Genomic DNA, 17,251 nt, shown 5'->3' with positions numbered 1-17,251 from the left:
GGGGTCAGCGGAGGAGGTGGAGGGCGGCGGGGACGGCGGTGACGGTGACCGGGAGGGGTAGCGAGCGTTCGCCGTCGGCGTACGTGGTGATGCCCTCGGCGGCCACCGTGACCGTGCGGGCGCGGTAGGTGCGTACCAGCGGATGGTCCACATGCGTGCCGGCGTAGATGCGCGGCTTGACGCGGATCAGGGTACGACGGTCGAACCGGCCGCCGACCACCACGTCGAGCAGCCCGTCGGTCGGGTCCGCGTCCGGGCAGATCCGCATTCCGCCGCCGTAGCTGGCGCTGTTGCCGACCGCCACCAACACCGCGTCCACGTCAACCCGCTCGCCGTCGAGGGTGAGGGTGTACCGGCGTGGGCGTAGCCGGGCCAACTCCACCAGGATCGCCAGGTCGTAGCGGCGGGCACCCTTCGGCCGGCGCATCCGGTTGGCCCGCTCGTTGACGATCGCGTCGAAGCCGGCCGCGAGCACCGCACCGTACCAGCGCACCGTTGCGTCGTACCCGGTCATTCTGGCCAGGTCTACCGGTCGGCTGCGGCCCTCGCGCAGTGCCGCCGCGATGGTGTCTGCCGCCGCGCGCGGGTCGCTCGGGAATCCGGTCTCGATCGCGAAATCGTTGCCGGTGCCGGCGGGCACCGGGGCGAACGGCACCGTGGAGCCGGCCACCGCCTGCATCGCCCGGTGCACCGTGCCGTCGCCACCCACCGCGACCAGCGCGGACACGCCCTCGGCGACCGCCGCCCGGCAGGCCGCCTCCGCCTCGAGCGCGCTGCCCGCGCGCAGCAGCCGGACCGGGCGTCCGGCGGTCGAGAGCCGGTCCACCAGGTCCGGCAGCAGGCCCCGGTGCCGACCACGTCCGGCGGTCGGATTCGCCAGTACGGCGACAGGCCCGTCGAGGTTCGGGAGGTGATCGTCTGCGGTCACGGCGTGCACCGTACCCGCCATCCGGTCCCCCGGTCAGCGGGGAAAGGGCCGAATTCCCCGGGCCGCACAGCACGAACGCCGCCCCTTGGCGGGAGCGGCGTTCGTGGTGATCGACCGGGTCAGGTCACGTCGTCGAAGCGACGCTCGATCGGCCTGGGTGCGGTGACCGGCTCGGGGGCCTCGATCGGGCTGGACGCCTCCACCCGCGCGCCCGCCTGCACCGGCTCCGGGTCGGGCTCCAGCGGGGAGACCTCGTCGTCGTCGAGACCGGCGTAGACCTCCTTGCCGCGCCCACGCCGCTTGTCGTTGAGGAACGCCACCCCGACGGCGGCGAAGTAGAGCGCGCACAGGCACAGTGCCAGCGCGGTCATGCCGAACGGGTCCGGCGTCGGAGTGACCACCGCGGCGAAGGCGAAGAACAGGAAGACGGCGATCCGCCACCAGCCGAGCAGCTTCTTCGCGCTGGCGATACCGACGAAGTTGAGCATCAGCACGATCAGCGGGAACTCGAACGCCACCCCGAACAGCAGGATCAGGTTGGTGACGAACGATATGTAGCGGGTGATGTCCAGCGTCGTGTTGATGTCGTCGCCGGAGACCTGGAGCAGGAACTCCAGACCCTTGGAGGTGACGAAGTACGCCAGCACCGCGCCAGCCGCGAACAGCGGTGCCGCCAGGGCGGTGAAGACGTACGCGTACCGCCGCTCGTTGCGGTGCAGGCCCGGCGCGATGAACGCCCAGAGCTGGTAGAGCCAGATCGGCGCGGCGATGATCAACCCGACCCACAACCCGATCTTCAGGTTGAGCAGGAAGAGGTCCGCCGGGCCGAGCTGGACGAAGTTGCATCGACCGTCGGGCGTCGTACTGCCGGGAAGCTGGCAGTACGGCTGCGACAACAAATGACGGACCGGACCAGCCAGCCAGATGCCGATGCCGAAGCCGACCAGGATGGCCAGCGACGCCTTGAACAGCCGGGTGCGCAGCTCACGGAAGTGCTCGACCAGAGTCATCGAGCCGTCGGCGGCCCGCTCGAAGTTACTCGGCCCGCGTTTGCGGAGTCCGAAGGCCACGGTGATCGGCCTCCGGAATCAGTTCTCGCGGACGCGCTGCACCGGGTCGGCGACCGGCTGCTGCACGGAACCCTGGTACGGCGGTTGCACAGTGCCCTGGTACGGCGGCTGCTGGGGGGCCTGCTGGGGCTGCTGCGGCGGGTACGGCTGGTAGCCGGCCTGCGCGTCGGCCTTGCCGGCGAGGTCGCGGTCGTCGTCGGCGAGGCTCTTGGTCTCCGCCTTGATGATCCGCAGCGAGCGGCCCAGGGAGCGCGCCGCGTCGGGAAGCCGCTTCGCACCGAAGAGCAGGATCATCACGACCACGAGTACGGCGATGTGCCAGGGCCTGAGGGCACCCATGGGAAACTCCAGTCGCTCTGTGTCGATGAGGGTGTACCGCAGCCCATCGTACGTGCGTCATCGGCTGTTGCCACCCGCCGGGCGAAGGGGCGTCCCGGTGGGTGAAGTCTCGACCACGTACGAGCATCCCGTCAACCACCGAATCGATCATGCGGGGCCGGATCGGGGCAGGTCGGCGCTCAGTCGCCCCGGCGCGCGCGGATCAGGGTCAGCCGCTGCTCGGTCGTCTCCAACCGGCTCTGCAGGCTCTCGGCACGCTGCTGGAGGCTCTCCGCGGCGGCGCTCAGCGCGACGGCCTCGTCGGCCCGCCGCTGCAACCGCGCGACCGCCCGGCGCAGATGCGGCAACCGGGCCAACACCGGACGAACCGCCAGCGCGAGGACGACCAACGGCACCAGCACCAGCGCGAGCACGATCCACTTCAGCACGGGCGTCAGCCTACTGCCTGACCGCCTACGCCGCCGGGTCCGCACCCGGTGACACCGGCGTCGCGTACGCCTCCAGGGCCGCCACGGCCGCATCCCGGACCTGCTCGGCCAGCTCGGCCGGAGCCACGACGGTGACGTCCGGCCCGAGGCCGAGCACGAATCGGCGGGCCCAGCCCAGGTCGGTGACGCGCAGCGAGACCACCCAGCGTTCGCCGTCGGACTCGATCCGCTCACAGGGGTAGTACTCGGTGATCCACCGCTCCCCCCGGCCGATCCGCAGCGTGATCAGCGGCAGCTCCGATGAGGGCCGGAACACGCCCTCGCTGAGGTCCTGCGGGCGGGCCTGCGGCGGCACCACGGCCGGCTCGGTCAGCTCGGTGACCGCGTCGATCCGGTCGGCCCGGAACAACCGGACCGCCTCGGCCCGGCGGCACCACGCCTCGACGTACGTCCGACCGCTGACCATCAGCACTCGTAGCGGGTCGATGACTCGCTCGGTGGTCTCGTCCCGTGCCGCCGTGTAGTACGTGATGCGCAGCGCACGGCCGCCCTCCACGGCGGCACGGAGCTGCTCCACGCGGCCGGTGTCGCCGGGCAGCCGTACCTCCACCGGGGCCGCCACCTGGTCACCGGCGGCGTCCTCGATCTTGGCGAGGGCCCGTTCGACCGCGTCCCGGTTGGCCACGCCCGGTGTCTCGGCCAGCATCCGCAGCGCCACCACCAGGGCCAGCGCCTCGTCGGGCGTGAGCCGCAGCGGCCGGTCAATCCCGGCGTCGTAGGTGATGGTCACCCGGTCGCCGTCGAAGGCCATGTCGATCAGGTCACCGGGGCCGTACCCGGGCAGCCCGCAGACCCACAGCAGCTCCAGGTCCTCGCGGAGCTGGCGCTCGGTGACGCCCAGGTCACCGGCCGCCTCGGCGATCTCGATGCCGGGCCGGGCGAGCAGGTACGGCACCAGGTTGAGCAACCGGGCCAACCGGTCGGCCGAGGTACGGGAGGAGGTCTTCGCGCTCACTGAGCTGGCCTTCCGTTCGCGACTGCGGGGCTCGCAAGCTCACTCCTCGCGCTCACCGAACCGACCCTCCGTTCGCGACTGCGGGGCTCGCAAGCTCACTCCTCGCGCTCACCGCGAGACCGCCATCTCGTCGTGCCGGACGGCGATCTCCTTGAGGCGCTGGATGACCGCCTCGCGTACCTCCGGGGGGTCGAGCACGCGCACGTCGGGCCCGTAGCCGACCAGGTGCCCGGCCAGGGAGTCGGCGTCGGCGTAGGGCAGGACCAGCCGGTCGCCCTCCGGCCCGGCGGTCGTCTCCACCGCCCAGCGGCGCAGCCCGGCGGCCCGCCCCGAGGCCACCAGCACGGTGGCCCGACCGGGCCGTTCGGTCGGCCCGAACCAGCGGGCCACGTGGCTGATCAGGTCGACGTCGGCCGGTGGCTGGTAGGCGCCCGACGCGCCGGTGGCCCGGACCGCACCGGCGACCCGGGACAGCCGGAAGCAGCGGGTGGCGTCGCGGTCCAGGTCGTGGCCGACCACGTACCACCGGCCACGCCAGCAGACCACCCCCCACGGTTGCAGCCGGCGGCGGGTGGGTGCGTCCTGGTCCGGTACCCGGTAGTCGAAGCGGACCTCGCGCCGGTCCCGCGCGGCGGCGGTCAGCGGGGCGAACGCCGGGTCGACCGTCACCATGGGTTCCAGGCCGAGGGTGGCCTGCGGGTCGACGTCCACCCCGGCGGCGCGCAGCTTCGCCAACCCGGAGGAGGCGGCGGCGGCCAGGCCGGCGTGCTGCCACAGCCGGGCGGCGATGCCGACCGCGGCGGCCTCGTCCGGTTTCAGGGGAATGTCGGGGAGGGCGTACTCGCGCTGGGCGATCCGGTAACCCGGCTCGGTATCGAAGGCGCTCGCCGTCCCGGTCTCCAGCGGTACGCCCAATTCCCGCAGTTCGGCCTTGTCACGCTCGAACTTGCGCTGGAACGCCTCGTGTTCCCGGGCGTCGTCGGGGTGGTGCTCGTAGCCGGGCACGGTCGCGGCGATCTGCGCAGCGGTCAGGAACCGCCGCGTGGACAGCAGGCAGATCACCAGGTTGACCAGGCGTTCGGTGCGACTTCGCGACACGGCGTAGACGCTAGCAGCCGCGCCGCTTCCGCCACGCACCCGCGCCGCCCCCGGATGCCTCCGGATGTAAGGAGGGGTCCCCTACTAACGCCTCGTGTATAGGAAGGGTCCCTTCCTTTCATCCGTACCCGGGCGTGAGCGGGCGGCGGGGTGCGGGTTAGCGTGCGGGGATGGTGCGATGGCGGGCGGGCGTGGTGGCGGCACTGCGGCGACGGTGGACCGGAGCCGTGGAACTCGACGTCGAGCTGACCGACGGCACATCGATGCGCGCGCTGGCGTACCCGGAGCTGGTGGGTGAGCCCGAGCCCGGTGACCGGGTGCTGCTCAACGCCGGAGCACTGCTGATGGGGCTGGGCACCGGCGGGTACGCCCTGGTGGTGGCGATGCCCGACCGGCTGCCGCCGGACCCGCCGCAGGCTCTCGACTCCCGCGACGCGGGCCACCTGGTCAAGGCGCGCTACACCCCGTTGCAGCCGATCCTGCTCGGGGTGGACGAGGAGGCGTCGCCGTACCGCGAGGTGCTGGCCGCCGCCGAGGATCTGGACGGCCTGCCGGTGGTGACCGCCGACCTGCACTCGGCGCTGCCGGCGATCCTGGCCGGCATCCGGGCCGACGCGCCGCACGCGCGGGTGGCGTACCTGCTCACCGACGGTGGGGCGCTGCCCGCCTGGTTCTCCCGGACGCTGGCCGGGCTGCGCGACGAGTTGGTCGGCACGATCAGCGTCGGGCAGGCGTTCGGCGGCGACCTGGAGGCGGCGACCCTGCACAGCGGGCTGCTCGCGGCCCGATACGTCCTGCACGCCGACGTCGCCGTGGTCGCGCAGGGCCCGGGCAACCTGGGCACCGGCACCCGCTGGGGTTTCTCCGGGGTCGCCGTGGGCGAGGCGGTCAACGCGATCGCCGCGCTGGGCGGGCGGCCGATCGGCTCGCTCCGGATCTCCGACGCCGACCCCCGCCCCCGACACCGGGGCGTCTCACACCACAGCCTGACCTCGTACGGGCGGGTGGCGCTGGCCCGTGCGGATCTGGTGGTGCCCGACGGCCTGGACCCGACGCTGACGGCCGAGGTCGACGCCGCGCTGGCGCCGCTGGCCGACCGGCACACGCTGGTACGGGTCGACGACGCGGGCCTGGACGCGGCGCTGCGGCGCAGCCCGGTGCCGCTGTCGACGATGGGGCGCGGCCTGGACGCCGATCATGCCTACTTCCTGGCCGCCGCGGCAGCCGGCCGGTACGCGGCCCGCCTGACGTCAACGACGCCCCCGCCGTCCGCTGCCCCCTGAGGCACCCGATGCCGCCAGCGCATCGTGCTGGCATCCGGCCCGGGAGGCGCGGCGAGACGGATCGCCCCAGCGGCTGCTGGCACCCCGCGCGGACAACGCCGTGAGCGGGATTCGCGGAGCGTGTTAGCAGGGGTCCCCTGCTATACCGCAGGCGTTAAGAAGGGGCCCTTCCTTACACCTCAGGCGAAGATGATCAAGGCTAGCCAGCCGCCGATCATCGCGGCCAGGGCCAGCGCGAGCACCCAGGTGGGGACGGTGTACTCGCCTCGACGGTTGCGCTCGACTTCGGCGCGCACCTTCTCGCGGCGGCGTTCGAGCCAGCTCTGCCGCTCGGTGCCGGGGGTGGGGGGTTCGGGAGGAAGCATGGCCCGACCAGCCTACCCGGGCCCGTCCGGCGCGCGGACAGGCCCGGGCGGGACCGGTCACATGCTGGCGATCAACCGCTCGACCCGCTCGTCGTACGCCCGGAACGGGTCCTTGCACAGCACGGTGCGCTGCGCCTGGTCGTTGAGCTTGAGATGCACCCAGTCGACGGTGAAGTCCCGCCGCTTCTCCTGGGCGTGCCGGATGAACTCGCCCCGCAGCCGGGCCCGGGTGGTCTGCGGCGGCGTCTCCTTCGCCTCGAAGATCTCCGGGTCGGTGGCCACCCGGTCCACGTCGCCACGCCGCTCCAGCAGGGCGTAGAGCCCGCGCCCGCGCCGCAGGTCGTGGTAGGCGAGGTCCATCTGCGCCACCCGGGGGTGCGACAGCGGCAGGTCGTGCTTGCGCTGGTAGCGCTCGATCAGCCGGAGCTTGGTGACCCAGTCGATCTCGCGGGAGACCGGCTCCAGGTCACCGGTCTCCACCGCGCTGAGGACCCGGCCCCACAGCTCGACCACCCGCTTGGCGGTCTGGTCGCCGCCGCGCCGCTCGACGAACTCGATGGCCTTGGACAGGTACTCCTGCTGGATCTCCAGGGCGCTGATCTCCTTGCCGGAGGCCAGCCGCACCTTGCGGCGACCGGTGATGTCGTGCGACACCTCGCGGATGGCCCGGATCGGGTTCTCCAGGGTGAGGTCACGCATCACCACCCCGGCCTCGATCATCCGCAGCACGATGTCGGCGGTGCCGACCTTGAGCAGCGTGGTGACCTCGTTCATGTTGGAGTCGCCGACGATGACGTGCAGGCGGCGGTACCGCTCGGCGTCGGCGTGCGGCTCGTCCCGGGTGTTGATGATCGGGCGACTGCGGGTGGTCGCCGAGGAGACGCCCTCCCAGATGTGCTCGGCCCGCTGGGACAGGCAGTAGACGGCACCGCGCGGCGTCTGCAGCACCTTGCCGGCGCCGCAGATCAACTGCCGGGTGACCAGGAACGGGATCAGGACGTCGGCGAGCCGGCCGAACTCCCCGTGCCGGGACACCAGGTAGTTCTCGTGGCAGCCGTAGGAGTTGCCGGCCGAGTCGGTGTTGTTCTTGAACAGGTAGATCTCACCGGCGATGCCCTCGTCGTGCAGCCGCTTCTCCGCGTCGATGAGCAGCCCCTCCAGGATCCGCTCACCGGCCCGGTCGTGGGCGACCAGGTCGACCACCGAGTCGCACTCCGGGGTGGCGTACTCGGGGTGCGAGCCGACGTCGAGATAGAGGCGTGCGCCGTTGCGGAGGAAGACGTTGCTCGACCGGCCCCAGGACACCACTCGGCGGAACAGGTATCTGGCGACCTCGTCAGGGGACAGCCGCCGCTGCCCACGGTAGGTGCAGGTGACGCCGTACTCGGTCTCCAGACCGAAGATTCGCCGCTCCATGATGAGACATTAGCCGTACCGGGGCCCAGTTCGTCACTGTCACGGCCCGTACGCGTCGATGAGGCCCGGTCAGGACGCCCCGGGAAGCCCCGCGCCGGCCAGGCCCGCCGTGTACGCGCGGCACGTGTCGTAGTCCGGCAGCAGCCCCCGTCGCCGCACCTCGGCGAGGCTCGGCGCGGCGGCGTCACGGGCGGAGAGCTGCGGTGATCCGGTCGGCCAGTCGATGCCCAGCTCCTCGTCGAGCGGGTGCACCGCGTGCTCGCCGGTGGGGTTGTAGGGGGTCGAGCAGACGTAGCTGAGCGTCGCGTCGTCGGTCAACGCGCAGAAGCCGTGGCCGAGTCCTTCGGCCAGATAGACCGCGCGTCGGTCCACGTCGTCCAGGCGTACGCCCTCCCAGCGGCCGAAGGTCGGCGAGCCGATCCGCAGGTCCACCACCACGTCGAGCACCGCACCCCGGACGCAGGTGACGTACTTGGCCTGCCCGGGCGGCACGTCGGCGAAGTGGATGCCGCGCACCACGTCGCGGGCCGACACGGAGAGGTTGCCCTGCGCCAGCCGCAGCGGGTGCCCGACCGCCTCGGCGAGCCGGTCGAAGCGGTACCACTCCAGGAACAGCCCGCGCGCGTCGCCGTGCTGCTGCGGGACGATCTCCCAGGCGCCCTCGATGCCCAGTGGCCGGATCTTCACGGGGTCACCTGCACCGGCACGGTCCGGTCGATCAGGTCGCCGCGCTCGCGGGCGAGCAGGTCGAGCAGGTAGTCGCCGTAGCCGCTCCTGGTCAACGGCTCGGCCAGCGTCCGAAGCTGCGCGTCGTCGATCAGACCGGCCCGCCAGGCCACCTCCTCGACACAGCCGATCTTCATGCCCTGTCGTTCCTCGATGACCCGGACGAACTCGGCGGCCTGCATCAGCGAGGTGAAGGTGCCGGTGTCCAGCCAGGCGGTGCCCCGGTCCAGCACGGTCACCGACAGCTCCCCGGCCCGCCGGTACGCCTCGTTCACCGCGGTGATCTCCAGCTCGCCCCGGGCGCTCGGGGTCAGGCCACGGGCGATCTCCACCACCCGGTTGTCGTAGAAGTACAGGCCGGGTACCGCGTACCGGGATCGGGGCCGGGCCGGCTTCTCCTCGATCGACAGCACCCGACCGTCGTCGAAGTGCACGACGCCGTACGCCTGCGGGTTGGCCACCGGGTAGGCGAAGATCCGTCCGCCGACGGGGTCGCCCGCGGCGGCGAGCTGACCGCCCAGGCCGACGCCGTGGAAGATGTTGTCGCCCAGGATCAGCGCGACCGCCTCGTCGGCGATGAAGTCCGCGCCGAGCACGAAGGCCTGGGCGATGCCCTCCGGGCGGGCTTGGGCGACGTACTCCAGGCACAGCCCGAACTGGCTGCCGTCACCGAGCAGGCGCTGGAACTGGCCCTGCTCCTCGGGCGTGGTGATCACCAGGATCTCCCGCACCCCGGCCATCACCAGGGTGGAGAGCGGGTAATAGATCATCGGTTTGTCGAAGACCGGCATCAGTTGCTTCGACACCGCCCGAGTGATCGGCCACAGTCGGCTTCCGGTGCCGCCGGCGAGCAGGATTCCACGCACCTGCGGAGCGTACCGGGAGGAACCGGCACAGGGCACGCGGCGCAACCGCTGGTTTGCGGCTGTTTCGCGTAGACTTTCGGATCCGTGAGGATCCTGGTCACCGGCGGCGCCGGATTCATCGGTTCGGAGTACGCCCGGCTGCTGCTGGGCGTGCCGGGCGGCAGCACGCAGGAAGGTTGCCCGGTGCAGCCGGCCAGCGTCACCGTGCTGGACGCGCTGACCTACTCCGGCAACCCGGCCAATCTCGATCCGATCCGCGACGACCCACGGTTCCGGTTCGTGCGGGGCGACATCCGCGACGCCGAGGTGGTGGACGAGGTCGTTCCGGGGCATGACGTGATCGTGCACTTCGCCGCCGAGTCGCACGTCGACCGCTCGATCGCCGGGGCCGCGCCGTTCGTCACCACCAACGTGCTGGGCACCCAGACGCTGCTCGACGCCGCGCTGCGGCACGGCACCGGACGGTTCGTGCACGTCTCCACCGACGAGGTGTACGGCTCGATCGCGGACGGTTCGTGGACCGAGGACTGGCCGCTGGCGCCCAACTCGCCGTACTCGGCGTCGAAGGCCGGCTCGGACCTGCTCGCGCTGGCGTACCACCGCACGCACGGCCTGGACGTGGTGGTGACCCGCTGCTCCAACAACTACGGGCCGTACCAGTTCCCGGAGAAGGTCATCCCGCTGTTCGTGACGAACCTGCTCGACGGGCGGACCGTGCCGCTCTACGGCGACGGCGGCAACGTGCGGGACTGGCTGCACGTGCACGACCACTGCCGGGGCATCGCGCTGGTGCAGCAGCAGGGCCGCGCCGGCGAGATCTACCACATCGGCGGCGGCACCGAGCTGACCAACAAGGAGCTGACCGCGCTGCTGCTCGACGCGTGCGGCGCCGACTGGGACCGGGTGGTGGCGGTGCCCGACCGCAAGGGCCACGACCGTCGCTACTCGCTGGACATCTCGAAGATCAACAACGAGCTGGGGTACGCCCCCAGCATCCCGCTGGAGGCCGGCCTCGCCGACACCGTCCGGTGGTACCGGGACAACCGCTCCTGGTGGGAACCGCTGACCCGGACGCAGTCCGCGTGAGGGCGCTGGTCACGGGCGCCGGCGGGATGCTCGGCCGGGACCTGGTGGAGGTCCTCGCCGCCGAACACACGGTGACCCCCGCAACCCGGGCCGACCTCGACGTCACCGACGCCGCCGCCGTGCACGCCGCGGTGGCCGGTCACGACGTGGTGATCAACACCGCCGCGTGGACCGACGTGGACGGCGCCGAGTCGAACGAGGCGGCGGCCACCCTCGTCAACGGTGCGGCGGTGGCGCACCTCGCCACGGCCTGCGCCGCACACGGCGCCCGCCTGATCCACCTCTCCACCGACTACGTCTTCCCGGGCGACGCGGACACCCCGTACCAGGAGGACACGGCCACCGCGCCGATCAACGCGTACGGCCGGAGCAAGCTCGCCGGGGAGCGGGCCGTGATCCGGCTCCTGCCCGACGCCGGTCACGTGGTCCGCACCGCCTGGCTGTACGGCACCCACGGCCGCAACTTCGTCAGCACCATGCTCGGCCTGGCGGCCCAGCGCGAGTTTCTCGACATCGTGGACGACCAGCGGGGCCAGCCCACCTGGTCGTACGCGCTGGCGCGGCAGTTGGTGGCCCTGGCCGGGGCGGCGCTGGCCGGTCAGGCGGCACCCGGCGTCTACCACGGCACCTGCGCCGGCGAGACCACCTGGTACGGCCTGGCCCGGGCCGCGTTCGCCCTGCACGGGCTCGATCCGGACCGGATCCGGCCGGTCACCAGCGACCGCTTCCCGCGTCCCGCCGCCCGACCGGCGTACAGTGTGCTCGGGCACGACCGATGGGCCGCCGCCGGGCTGGCACCTCTCCCGGACTGGCACACCACACTGGGCGACGCGCTCGCCCTCGCCGCTCCACCCTCCCCGTGGAAGGTCGCATGAGGCTCACCCTGGTCACCGGCTTGACCGGCCTGGTCCTGTTGGCCACGATCGTCGAGTTGCTGCGCCGCCGACAGCTTCGCGAGAAGTACGGCATGCTCTGGCTCGGACTGTTGTTCGTGGTCATCCCCCTGTCGCTGTTCCCCCGGCTGCTCGACGGCGTCGCCGACCTGCTCGGCGTGGCCTCCGGCGTCAGCCTCGTGCTCTTCCTCGGCATCGTCTTCCTCCTGCTCGTCTGCATCCACCTGAGCTGGGAGGTCAGTGCGCTGGAGGAGGAGACCCGCACGCTCGCCGAGGAGATCGCGCTGATCCGCGCCGAGATCGAGGCCGACCGGGCCGCACGGGACGAGCTGGTGTCCCGCGATGGTTAACGGCAAGCGGCTCCTGGTCGTCATCCCGGCGCTCAACGAGGCCGGGTCGATCGCCGACGTGGTCCGCGAGGTCCGTGGCGAGCTGCCCGGCGTCGACGTCCTCGTGGTGGACGACGGCTCCACCGACCGCACCTCGGCGGTCGCCGCCGCCGCCGGTGCCCGGGTCGCCCGGCTGCCGTACAACCTCGGCGTCGGCGGGGCCATGCGCCTCGGCTACCGGTACGCGTACGACCACGACTACGACGCGGCGGTGCAGATCGACGCCGACGGCCAGCACGACCCCCGGTACGTGCCGAAGCTGGTCGACCTGCTCGACGAGCACGACCTGGTGATCGGTGCCCGGTTCGCCGGTGAGGGCGAGTACGTCGTGCACGGGCCCCGACGCTGGGCGATGGGGATGCTGTCGATGGTGCTCTCCAGGCTGTCCGGCACCACGCTGACCGACACCACTTCGGGGTTCCGCGCCGCCAACCGGCGGATGATCGCGATGTTCGCCCAGTGGTACCCCGCCGAGTACCTCGGCGACACCGTCGAGACGCTGGTGCACACCGCCCGCCGGGGCTACCGCATCCAACAGGTGCCCGTGGCGATGCGGCGGCGGATGGCCGGCACCCCGAGCCACTCCCCCGCCCGGGCGATGATCTATCTCGGCCGGGCGCTGGCCGTGCTCACGCTGGCCCTCATCCGCCGGTGATCGGTCGCCTGCTCCGTCTCGTCCCGCCCGGCACCGTCCCGGTCGGCGCGGGTCTGGCCATCGTGGGCCTGGCCGCGTACGTGCACCTGGCGGTGGCCGGGCACAACCTCACCGCCGGGGACTACTCGTCGCTGTCGGTGCTCTGGTCCTTCGTGTTCACCGTGGGCCTCGGTGTGTTCCTGCCGGTCGAGCAGGAGGTGGCCCGGCTGGTCGCCGCCCGCCGGACCCGTGGGTTGCCGCCCGGCCCGGTGCTGGCGCGGGGCGCCGCCGTCGCCGCCGTCACGCTGGGCCTGCTGGTGCTGGTCTGCGTCGCCGCCGCCGACGTGCTCGCCGACCGCCTCTTCGCCGGTGACACCGGGCTGGTGTGGACGCTGTGCGGCGCACTCGCCGCGCTGGCCGTGGCACACACCACCCGGGGCGTGCTCTCCGGGCTGCGGCAGTTCGGCTGGTACGGCAGCCAACTCGGGATCGACGGCGGGCTGCGCATCGGGCTGGTGGCCCTCCTCGGCCTGGCCGGGGTCGACTCGCCGATGGCGTACGCGCTGGTGCTGGTCGTGGCCCCGCTGGTGGGCGTCGCGTCGACCCTGCCACCGGTGATCCGGGCGGCCGGTGGCGGCGCGGCCCTGCCCTGGCCGGCCCTGCTGCGGGGGCTGGCCCTGCTCACCGTCTCCAGCCTGCTCGCCCAGGTCGTGGTGAACGTCGGCGTGATCAACGTACGGCTGCTCGCCCCTGCCGACGTGGCGACCGCCGGCGCGCTGCTCTCCGCGCTGGTGCTGGTCCGCATCCCGTTGTTCGTGTTCGGGTCGATGCAGGCCGCGCTGCTGCCCGGCCTGTCCACCGCCGCCGCCACCGGCGACCAGGCGGCCTTCGGCACCCTGCTGCGCCGGGCCCTGGCCGTCGTCACCGCGCTCGGCGTGCTCGGTGGCGTGCTGGCCGCGCTGCTCGGCCCGTGGCTGGTCCAGGTCCTCTTCGACGCCCCGGACGTCCTCGGTCACGGCGACTTCGCCTGGCTCGGCCTGGCCACCCTGGCCTACCTGTGGGCGATGGTCCTCGGGCAGGCGCTGCTCGCCCGCGACCAGCACCAGGCGCAGGCCGTCGCGTGGATCGTCGGGGTCGCCGCGCTGGTCGTCGCCACCCTCGCCCCGCTGAGTGTCGCGCTGCGCGTCGAACTCGGCTACACGGTGGGTTCCCTGGCGGTCGTCGCGGTGATGCTCACCCGGCTGCGTCGGGGCACCACCCCCACCCCGCCCGTCGCGGTCCCGGTGTCCGCGAGCACCCCCGGAGGCATCCGATGAGCCCACCCCGCGTGACCGCGGTGATGCTCGCCTACGGCCCCGAGCCCTGGTTGGTCGACGCCGCCGAGGCCGTCCTGGCCAGCACCGGCGTCGACCTCGACCTAGTCGTGGTGGACAACGGCTGCACCGGTGACGGCATCGACGTGGTCAAGGGCCTGCCGGGGGTCCAGGTGATCCGGCCGGACGAGAACACCGGTTACTCCGGCGGGTGCAACGTCGGCGCGGCCGAGGCCACCGGCGACTGGCTCGCCTTCGTCAACTCCGACGCGGTCGTCGCCCCCGACGCGCTCGCGAAGGTGGTCGCGGTGGCCGCCGAACCGGGCGTGGGCGCGGCGATGGCCTCCATCCGGCTCGCCCACGACCCCGACCTGATCAACACCTCCGGCAACCCACTGCACTTCACCGGCCTGTCCTGGGCCGGCGGCAACGGCGAACCCGCGAGCGAACACGCCCGGCGGACCGTCGTGCCGTCGCTGAGCGGCTGCTGCTTCGTGATCGGCCGGTCCCGCTGGACCGATCTGGATGGCTTCCCCACCGAGTACTTCGCCTACCACGAGGACACCGAACTCAGCCTGCGGCTGTGGCAACGCGGCCAGCGGTTGGAGTACGTGCCGGACGCCGTGGTGCGGCACCACTACGAGTTCTCCCGCAACGATCTCAAGCTCTACCTGGTCGAACGCAACCGGCTGCTGACCCTGCTCACCGCCTACCAGGGCCGTACCCTGGCGCTGCTGGCGCCGATGCTGCTGCTCACCGAGGTCGCCATGCTGGCCGCCGCGCTCGCCGGTGGCTGGTCCCGGCAGAAGACGCGCGGCTGGGGCTGGCTCTGGCGCCACCGCGACTGGATACGCGCCCGCCGCCGCCGGTTGCAGTCGGAACGCACCGTCGGAGACGGGGTGATCGCCGACCTGATGACCGCCCGGGTGGCCCCCTCGAACGTGGCCGCACCTCCGGGAACGGGTGTCTTCAACGCCCTCGCCGCCGCCTGGTGGGCGCTGGTACGGCCACTGCTCGCGCGTCGCTGAGCTACCGCCGACGAAGGTCGCGACCGCGGGCTCCGCGGACGACGCGGCACCCGACAGTCGAAACTGTCGGGCGCCGCGGAACTCCAGGTCGTCGAGGCTCGTGTACGGCGTCAGGCGTCGGGCTTGTCGCCGGGCTTGTCCTCCAGGTCCGCCGAGCCGGCCGACGTGGTCGGCTTGTGCGCCTCCTCGGTCGGCGTGGTCGGGGTTTCCGCCCGGTCACCCTCCGCCGCCGCCTCGCCCTCCACGCCGCCGTCGAGCAGGCCGGTCAGCGCCGCACCGGTGATCCGTCGGAAGGTACGCCCCACCCGGTTGCGGTCCAGGACCGCCACCTCCAGTTGGTCGGCGGCGATCGTCCGGGCGGCACCGCCCTCGCCACCCACGCTGCCCAGCGCCTGCACCGCCACCTTCACCGCCTCGCCGAGCGACATGTCCGGCCGGTGGTGGGACTTGAGCACCCCGGAGATGGCGTCGGACTGGCCGCCCATCGCCATCCGGCCCGGCTCGTCGGTCACCGAACCGTCATAGGTCAGGCGGTAGAGCGAGTCGTCCTCCGACGTGGCACCCACCTCGGCGACGCAGATCTCCACCTCGAACGGCTTGGACTGCTCGGTGAAGATCGTGCCGAGGATCTGCGCGAACGTGTTGGCCAGCGCCAGGCCGGTGACGTCACGCCGGTCGTAGCTCAACCCGTTGAGGTCGGCCATCCGCACTCCGGCCCGGCGCAGGTTCTCGAACTCGTTGTAGCGACCGACGGCCGCGAAGCCGATCCGGTCGTAGATCTCGCCGACCTTGTGCAGGGTGCTGGAGAGGTTCTCCGCGACGAAGAGAACCCCACCGGCGTAGCTCAGGACCACCGCGCTGCGTCCCCGGGCGATGCCCTTGCGGGCCAGCTCGGAACGGTCGCGCATGATCTGTTCGGGCGAGGCGTAGAACTGCATGGCCACGGCGGCGGCTCTCCTTCGGGCGCTGTGCTGGGGGAACTGCGTTCAGGTGGGGCGGGGACGGGCTCAGCCGCCCGGATTCTCCATCCGACCGGCGACCACGCTCTCACCGAGCGCCGCCGTCTCCGCGTCGGTCAGCCGGTACGTCCCCTCCGCCGTCGCGGTCATCACCACCGGGAAGATCCGCCGGGTCAGGTCGGGGCCACCGGTCGCGGTGTCGTCGTCGGCCGCGTCGTAGAGCGCCTCCACCGCCAGCCGGACCGCGTCGTCGACGGAGAGCCCGGGCCGGAACCGCTTCTTCAACGCCGACCGGGCGAACAGCGAACCCGAGCCGATCGCGTCGTAGCCGGTCTCCTCGTAGGGGCCACCGGTCACGTCGAAGCTGAAGATCCGCCCGGCCCGCGCCGGGTCCTTCGCCGCCAGGTCGAACCCGGCGAACAGCGGAATCACCGCCAGTCCCTGCATCGCCGCCCCGAGGTTGCCCCGGATCATCGCGGCGAGCCGGTTGGCCTTGCCGTCGAGCGAGAGCATGGCGCCCTCGATCTTCTCGTAGTGCTCCAGCTCCACTTGGAACAGCCGCATCAGCTCGATGCCGATGCCGGCGGTCCCGGCGATCCCCACCAGCGAGTACGCGTCGGCGGGGTGGACCTTCTCGATGTCGCGCTGCGCGATCAGGTTGCCCATGGTGGCCCGCCGGTCGCCGGCCATCACCACACCGCCGTCGGCGACGATGGCGACGATCGTGGTGGCGTGCGGGGCCAGGTCGGCGGCCATGCCCGGCGGCAGCGGCCGACGGCCGGGCAGCAACTCGGGGGCCACCTTACTCAGGAACGTGGTGAAGGAGGACGTCCCCGCGTTGGTGAACACATCTGGTAGACGCCCGGATGGATCAAAACCCGCTGCCACGTGGTTCCTCTCAGGTACGTGATGGCCCTGGCCAGCCTCGTAGGACTGTCCCGGAACTGGCCAAGACCACCGGTGCAGTTGAAGCAGATTATCCCGCGCACCCACCCGGTGCGATGATCGTGGTCCACAAGTTCCGGATCGGGTTCACCACAGACCGCGCAGCGGTTGCCGCAGGGCCGGAGAACCGGACACTAGTCCTATTCTCCGCCCTTCTGGACGTACCCCCTCACGAACTCCTCGGCGTTCTCCTCCAGGACGGAGTCGATCTCGTCGAGCAGATCGTCCACGTCCTCGGTGATCTCGGCGTGCCGCTCGGCGACCTCCGGGTTCGCCTCGACGGTGACGTCCTCGATCTCCTCACCCTGACGGGACTTGCCCGTCTGCGACTGACCGCCGCTGTCACGAGTGGCCACTGTTGCCTCCTCCACGATCGCCTGCGATGAACTTACCTCGCGGGAACGACGAAACGCCCGTCGCGCGCCGGTACCGGACCGGCGCGCGAGCACCGAACGAGAGCACGGCCGGTA

At 72.0% G+C, this 17,251-nt stretch carries 21 protein-coding genes; 7 read left to right on the top strand and 14 right to left on the bottom strand.

What is annotated here, in order from left to right; genetic code table 11:
- Nucleotides 1-4 precede the first annotated feature (4 nt).
- From ACZ31C_RS12135 to ACZ31C_RS12110, 6 genes are all read right to left on the bottom strand, one after another.
- Nucleotides 5-949, bottom strand: coding sequence for a diacylglycerol kinase (locus ACZ31C_RS12135; RefSeq protein WP_465795291.1), 945 nt, complete (start codon nucleotides 947-949; stop codon nucleotides 5-7).
- 98 nt (nucleotides 950-1,047) lie between these two features.
- Complete coding sequence (gene tatC / locus ACZ31C_RS12130; protein WP_465795290.1) at nucleotides 1,048-1,998, bottom strand: twin-arginine translocase subunit TatC; 951 nt, start codon at nucleotides 1,996-1,998, stop codon at nucleotides 1,048-1,050.
- An 18-nt stretch (nucleotides 1,999-2,016) separates the two neighbouring features.
- Entirely contained in the window at nucleotides 2,017-2,337 is a 321-nt protein-coding gene (tatA, locus tag ACZ31C_RS12125; protein WP_131052329.1) for a Sec-independent protein translocase subunit TatA, read from the bottom strand.
- A gap of 179 nt (nucleotides 2,338-2,516) precedes the next feature.
- Nucleotides 2,517-2,765: a hypothetical protein gene (locus ACZ31C_RS12120; RefSeq protein WP_465795289.1), complete on the bottom strand. Its 249-nt coding sequence runs from the start codon at nucleotides 2,763-2,765 to the stop codon at nucleotides 2,517-2,519.
- A gap of 25 nt (nucleotides 2,766-2,790) precedes the next feature.
- On the bottom strand, nucleotides 2,791-3,780 hold the full coding sequence (locus ACZ31C_RS12115; RefSeq protein ID WP_465795288.1) for a helix-turn-helix transcriptional regulator: 990 nt from the start codon (nucleotides 3,778-3,780) through the stop codon (nucleotides 2,791-2,793).
- A 108-nt stretch (nucleotides 3,781-3,888) separates the two neighbouring features.
- Nucleotides 3,889-4,878 (bottom strand): helix-turn-helix transcriptional regulator, encoded by a 990-nt coding sequence (locus ACZ31C_RS12110; protein ID WP_465795287.1) that lies wholly within the window; start codon nucleotides 4,876-4,878, stop codon nucleotides 3,889-3,891.
- 170 nt (nucleotides 4,879-5,048) lie between these two features.
- Between ACZ31C_RS12110 and ACZ31C_RS12105 the strand changes: the two genes are divergently transcribed.
- Nucleotides 5,049-6,161, top strand: coding sequence for a DUF3866 family protein (locus ACZ31C_RS12105; protein WP_465795286.1), 1,113 nt, complete (start codon nucleotides 5,049-5,051; stop codon nucleotides 6,159-6,161).
- A 179-nt stretch (nucleotides 6,162-6,340) separates the two neighbouring features.
- Here the strand turns inward: ACZ31C_RS12105 and ACZ31C_RS12100 are convergent, their stop codons facing one another.
- The 4 genes from ACZ31C_RS12100 to rfbA form a co-directional block, all read right to left on the bottom strand.
- The gene (locus ACZ31C_RS12100; protein WP_350694791.1) at nucleotides 6,341-6,526 is read right to left on the bottom strand and encodes a hypothetical protein; all 186 of its coding nucleotides are present in this window, start codon (nucleotides 6,524-6,526) and stop codon (nucleotides 6,341-6,343) included.
- A gap of 57 nt (nucleotides 6,527-6,583) precedes the next feature.
- Nucleotides 6,584-7,942, bottom strand: a complete 1,359-nt coding sequence (gene pafA / locus ACZ31C_RS12095) for a Pup--protein ligase (RefSeq protein WP_396751639.1) — start codon at nucleotides 7,940-7,942, stop codon at nucleotides 6,584-6,586.
- Between the two features lie 69 nt (nucleotides 7,943-8,011).
- The gene (locus ACZ31C_RS12090) at nucleotides 8,012-8,629 is read right to left on the bottom strand and encodes a dTDP-4-dehydrorhamnose 3,5-epimerase family protein (RefSeq protein ID WP_465795285.1); all 618 of its coding nucleotides are present in this window, start codon (nucleotides 8,627-8,629) and stop codon (nucleotides 8,012-8,014) included.
- Nucleotides 8,626-9,534 carry a glucose-1-phosphate thymidylyltransferase RfbA gene (gene rfbA / locus ACZ31C_RS12085; protein WP_465795284.1) on the bottom strand — a complete coding sequence of 303 codons (909 nt, stop codon included), beginning with the start codon at nucleotides 9,532-9,534 and terminating at the stop codon, nucleotides 8,626-8,628. The genes ACZ31C_RS12090 and rfbA overlap by 4 nt, the downstream gene beginning before the upstream one ends.
- A gap of 84 nt (nucleotides 9,535-9,618) precedes the next feature.
- Between rfbA and rfbB the strand changes: the two genes are divergently transcribed.
- The 6 genes from rfbB to ACZ31C_RS12055 are packed head-to-tail and all read left to right on the top strand — an operon-like array spanning nucleotide 9,619 to nucleotide 14,877.
- Nucleotides 9,619-10,620: a dTDP-glucose 4,6-dehydratase gene (gene rfbB, locus ACZ31C_RS12080; protein WP_465795283.1), complete on the top strand. Its 1,002-nt coding sequence runs from the start codon at nucleotides 9,619-9,621 to the stop codon at nucleotides 10,618-10,620.
- Nucleotides 10,617-11,495, top strand: a complete 879-nt coding sequence (gene rfbD / locus ACZ31C_RS12075) for a dTDP-4-dehydrorhamnose reductase (protein ID WP_465795282.1) — start codon at nucleotides 10,617-10,619, stop codon at nucleotides 11,493-11,495. The genes rfbB and rfbD overlap by 4 nt, the downstream gene beginning before the upstream one ends.
- Nucleotides 11,492-11,863 carry a DUF2304 domain-containing protein gene (locus tag ACZ31C_RS12070; protein WP_350694802.1) on the top strand — a complete coding sequence of 124 codons (372 nt, stop codon included), beginning with the start codon at nucleotides 11,492-11,494 and terminating at the stop codon, nucleotides 11,861-11,863. The genes rfbD and ACZ31C_RS12070 overlap by 4 nt, the downstream gene beginning before the upstream one ends.
- Entirely contained in the window at nucleotides 11,856-12,557 is a 702-nt protein-coding gene (locus ACZ31C_RS12065) for a glycosyltransferase family 2 protein (RefSeq protein WP_465795281.1), read from the top strand. Before ACZ31C_RS12070 ends, ACZ31C_RS12065 begins: the two co-directional genes overlap by 8 nt.
- The gene (locus ACZ31C_RS12060; protein ID WP_465795280.1) at nucleotides 12,554-13,852 is read left to right on the top strand and encodes a lipopolysaccharide biosynthesis protein; all 1,299 of its coding nucleotides are present in this window, start codon (nucleotides 12,554-12,556) and stop codon (nucleotides 13,850-13,852) included. The genes ACZ31C_RS12065 and ACZ31C_RS12060 overlap by 4 nt, the downstream gene beginning before the upstream one ends.
- Complete coding sequence (locus ACZ31C_RS12055; RefSeq protein WP_465795279.1) at nucleotides 13,849-14,877, top strand: glycosyltransferase family 2 protein; 1,029 nt, start codon at nucleotides 13,849-13,851, stop codon at nucleotides 14,875-14,877. The genes ACZ31C_RS12060 and ACZ31C_RS12055 overlap by 4 nt, the downstream gene beginning before the upstream one ends.
- Nucleotides 14,878-14,987: 110 nt before the next feature.
- Here ACZ31C_RS12055 and prcA read toward each other — a convergent pair whose 3' ends face one another.
- From prcA to ACZ31C_RS12035, 4 genes are all read right to left on the bottom strand, one after another.
- A complete protein-coding gene (prcA, locus tag ACZ31C_RS12050) occupies nucleotides 14,988-15,821 on the bottom strand; it encodes a proteasome subunit alpha (protein ID WP_465795278.1) in 834 nt (277 codons plus the stop codon).
- Between the two features lie 63 nt (nucleotides 15,822-15,884).
- Nucleotides 15,885-16,724, bottom strand: coding sequence for a proteasome subunit beta (gene prcB, locus ACZ31C_RS12045; RefSeq protein ID WP_396751659.1), 840 nt, complete (start codon nucleotides 16,722-16,724; stop codon nucleotides 15,885-15,887).
- Nucleotides 16,643-16,852: an endonuclease domain-containing protein gene (locus tag ACZ31C_RS12040; protein ID WP_350694810.1), complete on the bottom strand. Its 210-nt coding sequence runs from the start codon at nucleotides 16,850-16,852 to the stop codon at nucleotides 16,643-16,645. Before ACZ31C_RS12040 ends, prcB begins: the two co-directional genes overlap by 82 nt.
- Before the next feature lie 69 nt (nucleotides 16,853-16,921).
- Nucleotides 16,922-17,137, bottom strand: a complete 216-nt coding sequence (locus tag ACZ31C_RS12035) for a ubiquitin-like protein Pup (protein ID WP_111218203.1) — start codon at nucleotides 17,135-17,137, stop codon at nucleotides 16,922-16,924.
- Between the last annotated feature and the right edge of the window lie 114 nt (nucleotides 17,138-17,251).

The organism is Micromonospora sp. NPDC023869 (assembly GCF_055559695.1).
The sequence above is the reverse complement of the archived record's forward strand: the minus strand, read 5'-3'. Positions and strand labels throughout refer to the sequence as shown.

Excerpts from the sequence above, each read along its gene's own strand:
- ACZ31C_RS12135 (WP_465795291.1), bottom strand. The coding sequence starts at position 949 with ATGGCGGGTACGGTGCACGCCGTGACCGCAGACGATCACCTCCCGAAC.
- tatA (WP_131052329.1), bottom strand. The coding sequence starts at position 2,337 with ATGGGTGCCCTCAGGCCCTGGCACATCGCCGTACTCGTGGTCGTGATG.
- ACZ31C_RS12105 (WP_465795286.1), top strand. The coding sequence starts at position 5,049 with ATGGTGCGATGGCGGGCGGGCGTGGTGGCGGCACTGCGGCGACGGTGG.
- ACZ31C_RS12100 (WP_350694791.1), bottom strand. The coding sequence starts at position 6,526 with ATGCTTCCTCCCGAACCCCCCACCCCCGGCACCGAGCGGCAGAGCTGG.
- pafA (WP_396751639.1), bottom strand. The coding sequence starts at position 7,942 with ATGGAGCGGCGAATCTTCGGTCTGGAGACCGAGTACGGCGTCACCTGC.
- ACZ31C_RS12070 (WP_350694802.1), top strand. The coding sequence starts at position 11,492 with ATGAGGCTCACCCTGGTCACCGGCTTGACCGGCCTGGTCCTGTTGGCC.
- ACZ31C_RS12065 (WP_465795281.1), top strand. The coding sequence starts at position 11,856 with ATGGTTAACGGCAAGCGGCTCCTGGTCGTCATCCCGGCGCTCAACGAG.
- ACZ31C_RS12055 (WP_465795279.1), top strand. The coding sequence starts at position 13,849 with ATGAGCCCACCCCGCGTGACCGCGGTGATGCTCGCCTACGGCCCCGAG.